Origin of the sequence: Microcystis sp. M53602_WE12, from assembly GCF_030065455.1 — a bacterium.
In the GTDB taxonomy this organism is placed as follows: Bacteria; Cyanobacteriota; Cyanobacteriia; order Cyanobacteriales; family Microcystaceae; genus Microcystis; species Microcystis aeruginosa.
Genome location: NZ_JASJFB010000238.1, coordinates 1 through 9,982 on the forward strand (window position 1 = coordinate 1; position 9,982 = coordinate 9,982).

6 protein-coding genes and 2 pseudogenes are annotated in these 9,982 nt (G+C 37.2%); 6 read left to right on the forward strand and 2 right to left on the reverse strand.

Annotated elements, in window-relative coordinates:
- Positions 1 to 90, reverse strand: a pseudogene (locus tag PX482_RS08670) (transposase); the annotation flags it as partial.
- Between the two features lie 712 nt (positions 91 to 802).
- Here PX482_RS08670 and PX482_RS08675 point away from each other — a divergent pair.
- The 6 genes from PX482_RS08675 to PX482_RS08700 all read left to right on the forward strand — a co-directional run bounded on the left by PX482_RS08675 (position 803) and on the right by PX482_RS08700 (position 9,830).
- Positions 803 to 2,152 carry a hypothetical protein gene (locus PX482_RS08675; protein ID WP_288097264.1) on the forward strand — a complete coding sequence of 450 codons (1,350 nt, stop codon included), beginning with the start codon at positions 803 to 805 and terminating at the stop codon, positions 2,150 to 2,152.
- A 38-nt stretch (positions 2,153 to 2,190) separates the two neighbouring features.
- Positions 2,191 to 4,794, forward strand: coding sequence for a hypothetical protein (locus tag PX482_RS08680; RefSeq protein WP_288122324.1), 2,604 nt, complete (start codon positions 2,191 to 2,193; stop codon positions 4,792 to 4,794).
- A 49-nt stretch (positions 4,795 to 4,843) separates the two neighbouring features.
- Positions 4,844 to 7,690 (forward strand): LamG-like jellyroll fold domain-containing protein, encoded by a 2,847-nt coding sequence (locus PX482_RS08685; protein WP_288094935.1) that lies wholly within the window; start codon positions 4,844 to 4,846, stop codon positions 7,688 to 7,690.
- Between the two features lie 91 nt (positions 7,691 to 7,781).
- The gene (locus PX482_RS08690; RefSeq protein WP_002758911.1) at positions 7,782 to 8,429 is read left to right on the forward strand and encodes a hypothetical protein; all 648 of its coding nucleotides are present in this window, start codon (positions 7,782 to 7,784) and stop codon (positions 8,427 to 8,429) included.
- Positions 8,430 to 8,589: 160 nt separating this feature from the next.
- Complete coding sequence (locus PX482_RS08695) at positions 8,590 to 9,201, forward strand: Uma2 family endonuclease (protein WP_002758908.1); 612 nt, start codon at positions 8,590 to 8,592, stop codon at positions 9,199 to 9,201.
- A 17-nt stretch (positions 9,202 to 9,218) separates the two neighbouring features.
- Entirely contained in the window at positions 9,219 to 9,830 is a 612-nt protein-coding gene (locus PX482_RS08700) for a Uma2 family endonuclease (protein WP_002758906.1), read from the forward strand.
- Between the two features lie 51 nt (positions 9,831 to 9,881).
- Here PX482_RS08700 and PX482_RS28065 read toward each other — a convergent pair.
- Positions 9,882 to 9,982: pseudogene (locus PX482_RS28065) on the reverse strand (IS200/IS605 family transposase); the annotation flags it as partial.

Genomic DNA, 9,982 nt, shown 5'->3' on the forward strand with positions numbered 1-9,982 from the left:
ACGCACAAACTGAGATGTCCTAATTGCTTCATCTAGTCTTTGGTATTGTTCTGGTGTCCCGTTTTTTAACTTGGCTTCTACGACTAGCATTGATTAATCTTCGACCCTGGATAAATTAAGTATAACACAGTTTACCTACAAATGGTAGAATTAAAATCGTGCTTTGCGGTTGATATTCTGGTCGGATTTCATCCCCCGCAAAGGTGAGTATCTTGTCGAAAAATCTAGCGGGGGCATTCATCCGACATTTTAGGTAAAACCCAACATCCTCTACTAAGTGAGACTAAGAAATTATGTCTCACTTAGTAGCTTTTTCCTGGTTGCAAGGCTCTGTCCCGACCCACGCAGGAGTCCTAGTTCCTAAGACCCATACTTTTTCTGGCAACAAGACCCGCCGAAGCTCGTTTATCGCGCAAGGAATAGTGGTCAAGATATATTTGTTAAGTAGTCTGACATAAATTCTGTTGTCTATCTTAAGAAATGTAAATTGCCGCAATTCTTACTGACGACCGACTTGAAAGAGGCAGGGGGCAGGAGGGAAAAGTACCACTTTCAGGCTTGGCGGTGCCAACTTTGGCATCGGGACTGACGACCGACGACCGACTCCTTACTCCACAGTTAACTTTACTTTTGTCCAACTACTTAGAGCATCGGTTTTTAGATTTATTCAGCCAACCCTACTTATGAGATGCACCCGAAAAAATAAATCTGATTTGTGCATAAAAACTAAAGACTATAACATTAGAAAACTAAACCTGTTATAATCGGGGCAAAAATAAATGCTTGTAATCCTAATTAGAACATGGTCAATAGTATTTTAATGATTCCTGTTCATTTGGATGCTCTTTATCTGAAAAGAGAGCGCCTAGTTATAGAGGCGATGGCAGATTTGAGCATAATTCCTTATTTTAATAGAAAAAGAGACGTAAATCCGAATATTGCTCATATCAGCGAGGAGATTGTTTCCCAACCCTTTCAAAATCAAAATCTCTACCTGAAAGCAGGAATCCATTTACATTGGGCGTTACCCGATGCTTTAACAAAAGGTATTCAAGATAGCGATAAAAAGACAGTTTTCCCATCAGTTCCTAATCGCTGGTTAGTAACACGCACTCTTAACGGCGAAAAACGTCAATGGGTGGTGGAGAGTGATTATCTTTATCGGGAAGGAGAAGGGGAGCAGTTAGGTAGTATTGCTTATCCCATTGAGATAAAAAATGGTAATCATCAACCATTTCGCTATTTAGGTCGCAAACTGCCTATAGAAGCTTGGTTAGAAAATGATCCCAAGGCTGAATACTTACCCTTATTGACGGCGGTAGGTTATGGTGAACCGACTTTTGCGGCTTTTTATCCCAATTGTCACAGTGTTTTTGGATTTTATGATGATTATTCTCCTGAAAATACTGATGGGTTACAGTATGATGTGATTGCGTGGTATAGTCACTTAGAAAAGGATTATTTCAATCAGTTTATTCAGTTAAAATTAAAATTAAAAGATAAATTGAGTACACAGGAATTAATCAAAGCGATACAAGAGGAATTCAAGTGGGACATTCCCGTTAAAAGCAATGAACAAATACCTCAAAGAATACTTTGCTATGCCCGCTTAAAGTTTGCTTCTCCAACCAATACAGAGAAAGAAATTTCGGTAGAAGTGGCTGTAGGAAATACGGGAACGGAGGCATTATCTGCTTATTTAGGTCAAAAAATTGACAACAATTCTCAATCTATTATTGAAGATCAATTAGAAGCTTTAACCCTATCTTCTAGTCTAGAACATCGGCAGTTGGATCTAACAGCTAAGTTTGAGGAAGCACGCCATGAAAAAGGGTTTAATGCGGTCTCATCTGGCACAATATGGACAATTACTTTAGGAAGCACAAACGCTACAACAGCAAATGCTGAAGATGCTCAAGCTCAGAGCGAAGTTACTTTACCCGATAATATAGCTCCTAAACTGAATCAGCTTAATCTATCTCAACAGAAATATGACTGTACTTTCGATGAAATTGAGTCAATGCGTCGGCAACTCTTTTCTGATTGGTATAAGTATATGTTAAGTGTTTATCCCCCCAAGGTAGCACCGCTCAGTATCCTGATATTGATGAAGTTAAATATTATATTGAGGAGAAGGGAATTGAACCTTTAAAGGCAAAACTGAATAATCTAGAGAATTATGAAAAGTTATTGAATGAATCTTTAACTCAATTACAACAGGCGATCACTCAAGCAAATATTACCCAGTGTAAATTAAAAGTTAGTGATATTTTAGACTGGGAAAAATTGATTAATCAGTTAGAACAGGAAACAACAGAGCCGATTAAAATAATTAAGCAGTTAATCCCAGATTTGGCCAGTAAAATTGCAGGGAAAAATCAAGGAGAAATTATAGATGCCTTAAATTTAATTTTGACTAAAAGGGACTTTTACCAAGAAGATGTATTCAAGGCAATTGCCCAAGTATTATTAGAGAAAAAACCCAATTTAATTGATTGTAACGAAGAAGAATTAGTCCGTTGCAATCGTCTGCTTTTAGAAGTTTCTTTCCCTCAGCTAATTTTAAAAGCTCCACCACCTTACACCCTGAAACCTATTGCCAGTTCCCGTTATTGGCAACCAACAGAACCGGTTATCTTGATGGTGGGGGAAGGGGTAAAACCCACCATTCGCCATGGACAAGATGGAAGATTGAGGGATGATGGACTGTTAGAATGTGAGATTTTACAACAGGAAGAGGACATTTTTCTCAATGGATTTTCGTCTATTCTCGGTAAGATTGATCAGATAGAAAACAATAAAACAGGGGAACATATTGGCTTTAACACTTGGGAAGAACAACCTTGGCATCCGTTTTTACTAGAGTGGGAGGTAGAAGTTTTTCCCCTCCAAAATGGCTGTAATCATGGCATCTATAATCATCAATATGATGCTGAGTTTATTACGGGTAATTATACCTTGAAAGAAAACGAGCCAGAGCTTTCTTTACAGTACGGAAAGGGGGCTGTTCTTAAAGCTGCTAATGTTTATAGTGGTCGGAGTATTTTAACACCCCATGCCGGAATTAAGCTTAAGGAAAAAATAGAAGTTTATTTAAAGAAACAATTACCTGATGAGGCTAAAGAATATTACGAACTAAACCTGTCTGAACAAGAAGAAGCTTACCAAAAAAGAATCCAAGATTGGTATAAGGACAAACCAAATTCTTTGACCAACTTAGACCAACAAGAAAAGATTCAAGCCATTCAAGCTTGGTATGAGCAAAAACCCTGTTATGATCCTAGTAATCCTAATTTAATTTTCACTAATCTATTCTCGGATCAAAAAGCTAAAGACCCCATTTATACTGCCATTAGAGCTTATCAAAATCTTTTAAGCCTAAATTGTCTATCTCAAGCTTTAGGAGGGTTTAACGAGGCTTTATTGATGCACAAACAGACCTTACAGTTACCTATTGCTGATCCTTTAGGATTTAATGATTATCAGCCTTTTACAAATGAAATAAAAGAAATGGTACAACAAAGTGTCCGTAGTGCGCCAGAACCTTTAAATGATTTTAACCCAATTCGCTCAGGGGTAATGAAGATTTTGCGGTTACGGTTGGTGGATACTTTTGGACAAGTGAAGGATTTAGATATTAGAAATATTATCACTCCTGAACAGATGACGACTCCAGGCAGTCCCTATCTGATATCTTTACCCCCTCGTTTGGTACAACCGGCGCGTATTAATTTCCGTTGGTTATCTGCAATTGAAGGGGAACAGGAAATGAATAGTCATCCAGCTACTACTCCTATTTGTGGCTGGATATTGCCTAATAATTTAGATAATAGTCTCGCTATCTATGATAATCAAGGTAAGGCGTTGGGTTCGATTAATCAATTAGCAAAATGGCAAGCTGCGCCGGGAGAAAATACGGTTATCACCGTTGATAAAATTGATGATCATTTACAAATTGATGATCATTTACAAAAAGTGATTAACTATATTATTAAGCAGGGGGCAGAATTTTTGTCTAATTTTATTTCGGCTTTAGATAGTGGTTTAGAAAACATTGATCCCGAAAATTCAGCGCAAAATCAAGGTTTAGCACTGTTAATGGGACGACCTATTGCCCTAGTCAGAGCTTCTTTAAATTTGGAATTAGAGGGACTTCCAGCTATTAACCAAGATTGGGGAGTATTTTGGCAAGATTTAAGACGTAATTGGCGAGAAACAGATGGCTTTGAAAAGGTCAAGTTTCCGATTCGTTTAGGGGAATATAAACAGTTAAATGATGGTTTATTAGGTTATTGGTTGGAAGGGGATGATGGAAGTCTCAAGGATGTATTTTATGCCCCTCAAAGTGATTTAGAGGGAGTTGATCATTCTGCAATTAAATTTCATAATGCTAACAATCCTTGGCACATTGATCTTAATCTAAAAGATCCAGCCACTTTATTGACTATGCTCATCGATCCCAGAGGAAAAGTTCACGCAACTACTGGAATTTTACCGACGAAATCAATTGATATTCCCCCGGATCAATATCAACAAGCGTTAGAGAAAATAGAAATTACTTTCTTCTCTGCTCCTATCTTGACAGATTATGGTAAGATTAATTTAGCTTTACCTGATGAAGTCGGTTATCAGTGGTCATGGTTAGAGAAAGAAAAAGAGCAATGGTCAACTGCTGACAAAATAGGTCAAACTAATGTTAATGCTATCTTCTCTGGCAAGCAAGAAATTCGAGAGGGATGGTTAAAGTTAAGCCTAAAAAAAGAGCCACCAAACCCTAATAGTCCTAATCCCTAACTTTATTCAAGATTCACCCGCTAATTTTTTAAATCAAGGAGTATCAATTATGAGTAACACTAATGACTTAGTTCTACATCTAAAACTAGATACCATTATCCCCGATGCAGACAATCAAAGAGTTCGTAGTGCTTTTTTAAGTGAGAATGTTTCAGCTTCTACTGAGAGCCAATATAAGATTCATGGTAATCCCCAAGTTGTGAGTGATGAACATTTTGGCAGTTGTTTCATTTTTGATGGAAGACAAGACTATATAGAAATTCCTAATTCAGAGGACATTAACTTTGCAACTAATCAAGATTTTACCGTTGCCAGTTGGATAAAAATAGCCAAAGAACAACCATTTAAAACCAATGGTGACAACGATATTATTGAAAAATGGAATGGTAGTGGAGGTTATCCCTATGTCATCAGATATATTCCTGATAACCAAACAATCTGTGCGGCAAGATATGATGGTTCTAATAATCCCTCTATCACCACCACAACTAAACTTAATAGTGAGCAATTATATCACATTGCTTTTGTTAAAGAAGGGAGCAAGTTGCGGCTTTATTTAGATGGACGTGAAGAAAATAGTACGGATGATACAACCCAATCTCAAACACAAAATGATTCACCTCTTTATCTAGCACGTAGAGGAGGAAGCAATGAAGCTTATGCTAACTATTTTGCGGGAACAATTGCTCATCTCCGCATCTATAAAAAGGCATTATCTCCAGAAGAAATTAAACAGGATATAAATGATAATTTAACGGTGATCGCCGCTTTTAATCTTGCCTATCCTCTTGATTTTGACTTATATGAAGGGGACAATAAAGAGTCCATTATCTTTATTGAAAATGATACTAAGGGAGAAGAACTGGTTTTTGAAATTCAAAATGATACAGAACAAGAGATTACTTTACCAGCAAAAAGTGGAGCAGTCACTCAAAATAATTATCATTTTGAATTAAGATTTAGACCTGATACTCTATCGCCTAAATCTTTACAGCAATTGGCTTTAAAACCCCAAAGTAATTGGAGTATGAGTTCTCCTGTTACTCAAGCAGATGGGATAGTTTCTCTCTATTTCTTAACAACTAATACTACTTTATCAGCTAATGAGGTCGTTACTTTAACCCTGCCAAACGTCAGTGCTTCAGCAGCGGGAGGGGCGAGAACAACCAGAGTTGAGTTTTTATGTCCAGAGTTTACTTATCAAGGAGAGACTTTAACTCATTATTATCGAGAAAAAAAACTCAGCGTTATCGATCATCGAGGGAAGAAAAATATTCCGCTTCATGTCAGTTTTGTAGGCTCTAATCGGATTTTGAATGATGGCACAACGACAAATAAGTTAACTTTGCGAATTGTTAATGTATTAAAAGATAAATCTATTCCTTTGATTCCAGATAGTAAGGGGGATAATGCCTCTAAGTTTATTATCTCTTTTGATGTTCAAGAAGCAAATCAAAATAAGGATTGGGCTTTGGGAACCACAAGTCAGGTACAAGGAATAGGGATTCAAGGAAAAGATTTTCGACTGAGGGCAAGACATATAGAGGAGTGGAAAATTGTTAAAGAGACTCAAGGACAGTCGCCAACTTGGACAATAACTAATCAAAATGAAGAAAACGTTGAGTTACGACAGGAACAGGGTATTGAATTAACAATTAACAATATCATTTCTTCTCTTCCTTCCGGTCAGATCAATCTTTATATACGCTATGAAAATATTCCGGGTTATTGGGATGGAACTTTTATTTGCACCATAGAGAAAATGCCCATTTTATATAAGGAAGGTAATGTAGGGATTGGTATCAGCGACCCAGGGAAATTCAAATTAAACGTACAGGGAGGCGATCTCAATGTTAGCGGCACAATTTACCGAGGTGGAAATCCTCTGATTTATGAAAATTATGAGATTTATTTAAGAGGTTCTGCTTTTGACTCTCCCGAAGGAAATAATACGTTTTTAAAAATTGCTAATGTTGCAATTACTATGACTAATAACAGGGGATTAAATACAGTTATTCTTCGTCCTGATGGTAGTTATAAAAAAGGCACTTCTCATGATATTTTTGCCGATAAAAGTTATTGGAATGATTGGGCAAATTGGATTAATGATCAAAACAATGTTGCTAATGGTGATGTTGTTGCAGTAGCTAGTTGGGATGCTATAAGGAATGCTCCTAGAGGTGGAGCTGCAGAAACTTTATTGACCTCCATTAAGGCTTTCAGGGCTTTTGAGGCAGAAAAAGGTGAATTTCCTGAGCGTTCTCCCTATGTTCTCTTATTTGTCAAAGGACGAGCGGGAGCAATGGAAGTCTGTCAACCCCATAAAGGACTTAATGCTCATCTGAAAACAACTTACTATGAACTGTTGAATTATGGTAATACTTCAGTCGTTTTAAGGGGAATGATTATAATGTGGGCTGGGGATGTCAATCAAATTCCTGTTGGTTGGGCTTTATGTGATGGCCAGAATGGTACACCCGATTTGCGAGATCGGTTTATAGTAGGTGCAGGATCTAACTATGGAGTTAAGACTACTGGGGGTCAGGCTACTGTAACCCTAACCGAAGCACAAATGCCTCCTCACAGACATACTGGAACAGCAGAAAGTAGTCAGCACCGGCATATCATCCCAACGGATAGTGGTGGTGGTGGAGAAGGTTGGGGGCAGGAGAGAATGATACAAGCAAATGTTTATAACAATGCAAATAATTGGGCTAATGCAAACAGCTACGCCTATACATACGGAGACCCTGTGGCACAATGGACTCCTAATTCAGCACCGACTGGGGGAAAGGGGGAACATACTCATAACTTGGCTATCAATCAAAGTGGTGCTGGACAAGCACATAACAACATCCCACCCTATTATGCGTTAGCCTATATTATGAAGCTATAGCCTTTTATTTTGCTCCAAATTAGCTAAAAAATGATGGAACATAAAAAGCGATCGCACTTCATCCCACTCCCAATTCTCAGAGGAATTTCTTATGATACAGACTTACCCTATTTCTAAAACTATCACCACCCTAGAAGCTCTTGAACAAAAGTTCAAATTATCTCCTACAGATAATGAGCTATTCTTTCAGGAATGGCAACAGGACTTACCTGAACTAACGGATCAAGAAAAAGAAACCCTAGAGCAAATTAAAAGACGGTTTTTACGTCATAGAAAACGAGTTTCTCTCACCGAAGGAGTTATCAATCAATTACTCATTTCTCCTTTACTGACATTAGCGGGTTTATATGATGAACCTTTCTATGTCACCACGGAAGCAAGTGTTGAGCTAGAAATAGAAGAAGAGGAGGAAATCTTACGGGGGAGAATAGATACTTTAATTATTGCTCCACAACTGTGGGTGTTAATCATTGAGTCTAAATCTACCATTGCTTTTCCCGTTGCATTACCGCAAATAATGACTTACATGATGGCAAATCCTAACCCTCAAATACCGGTCTACGGTTTGATAGGTAACGGTGATGAATTTATGTTTATTAAAATGCTGACTCAAGGCGTTCCTCAATATGACTTTTCTAACATTTTTTCCCTGCTTTTACCCCGGAGAAATCAGTTAGAGGATATATTGCAAATTCTCAAACAAATTGCTAAAATTATGATCATAAATATGACGGGGTAAATCGGGAAAACTTGTTAAGCGATCGCCTCCAATTCACCCCCCACCCTAAGAGGATGATTAACCATGACATTATTGAATTACTTTTAAAAGCTCGTCAAAGTGTTTCCGCAGCACAAGTATTACTCGATATTCTTAGTGAAATTACAAGAGGTAATCAATCATGATCCTGCAAACAGAAAAAAAATACTATACCCCCGAAGAATACTTAACTTTAGAGGAAAAAGCAACAGACAAACATGAATACCGAGATGGAGAAATTGTAGTTATGCCGGGAGGGACAACGAATCATAATCAAATTGCAGGGAATTTTTACAAGCGATTTCCTCTCAACATTCAAAAACAAGATTACTATGTTTATATGAATGATGTCCGCTTGTGGATACCTCAATATCGTCTTTATACCTATCCTGATGTGATGGTTATTAAGGGAAAACCTATCTATGAAGGAAAAGGGATAACTAATGTAACAAATCCTTTAATTATTGTCGAAGTTCTTTCTCGCTCAACCAGAGATTATGATCTGCTTCGCAGCGCCGTAGGCGTTCGGACAGATAAATTTGAATTTTATCGTTCTATTCCCGAGTTTCAAGAATATATTTTAATTGATCAATATCGCTTTTATGCAACTCAATATTTTAAGCAGGGGGATGGTAAATGGATTTTTAGTGATTATAAAGGAGAAGAATCTCTGTTAAAATTGGCTTCAGATGAGTTTGAAATTTCCTTGAAAGATTTGTATGCAAGAGTTGATTTTGAATTAGATGAAGGGTAAAATAGGAGACTTTATTTATGATTCAATTATTACCAAAATTAATCACCTTTGATGAGTTTATCGAATGGCTACCGGAAAATCGCCATTATGAATTACATGAAGGAATAATTATCGAGATGCAACCCACAGGACAACATGAGGATATTACTAGCTTTCTTACCCAAGAATTAACCTTAGAATACCTGAGGATGAATTTACCCTATCGCATTCCGCCGAAAGCTTTAGTTAAGTTAAAGGATAAGGAAACGGGTTATAATCCAGATTTGTTACTAATTAATCGTCAAAATCTGATCAATGAGCCATTATGGGAGAAAAAATCAACTCTTATTAATGGGGAATCTATTCCTTTAGTCATTGAAGTTGTTAGTAGTAATTGGCGGGATGATTATGGTTATAAATTAGTTGATTATGAGGCGATGGGTATTAAGGAATATTGGATTGTAGATTATTTAGGCATAGGTGGAGTGCGTTTTATTGGACAGCCAAAACAACCGACTCTTTCTATTTATCAACTGATCGATGGGGAGTATCAAGTACAACAATTTAGGGGAAAGGATTTAATTAATAAATCACTAATCTTTCCTGAGTTAAATTTAACGGCTGAACAAGTTTTTCAAGGGCAAAAGTAAATTTTTAATTTTTAATGAACTACCCCGCCGCAAGCGGACGGGGTATCAGAATCAAAATAGACTCAATTGTAGATTTTGGTGTAGCTGCAGGTATTCTTTATCTTGTTCTTTTACATATCTCGCTATCATACCTTCATCCCCATGCTTTCCTA

What these genes read in the sequence shown, in the direction of transcription:
- PX482_RS08675 (WP_288097264.1), top strand. Translation starts at nt 803, where the DNA reads ATGGTCAATAGTATTTTAATGATTCCTGTTCATTTGGATGCTCTTTAT.
- PX482_RS08685 (WP_288094935.1), top strand. Translation starts at nt 4,844, where the DNA reads ATGAGTAACACTAATGACTTAGTTCTACATCTAAAACTAGATACCATT.
- PX482_RS08690 (WP_002758911.1), top strand. Translation starts at nt 7,782, where the DNA reads ATGATACAGACTTACCCTATTTCTAAAACTATCACCACCCTAGAAGCT.
- PX482_RS08695 (WP_002758908.1), top strand. Translation starts at nt 8,590, where the DNA reads ATGATCCTGCAAACAGAAAAAAAATACTATACCCCCGAAGAATACTTA.
- PX482_RS08700 (WP_002758906.1), top strand. Translation starts at nt 9,219, where the DNA reads ATGATTCAATTATTACCAAAATTAATCACCTTTGATGAGTTTATCGAA.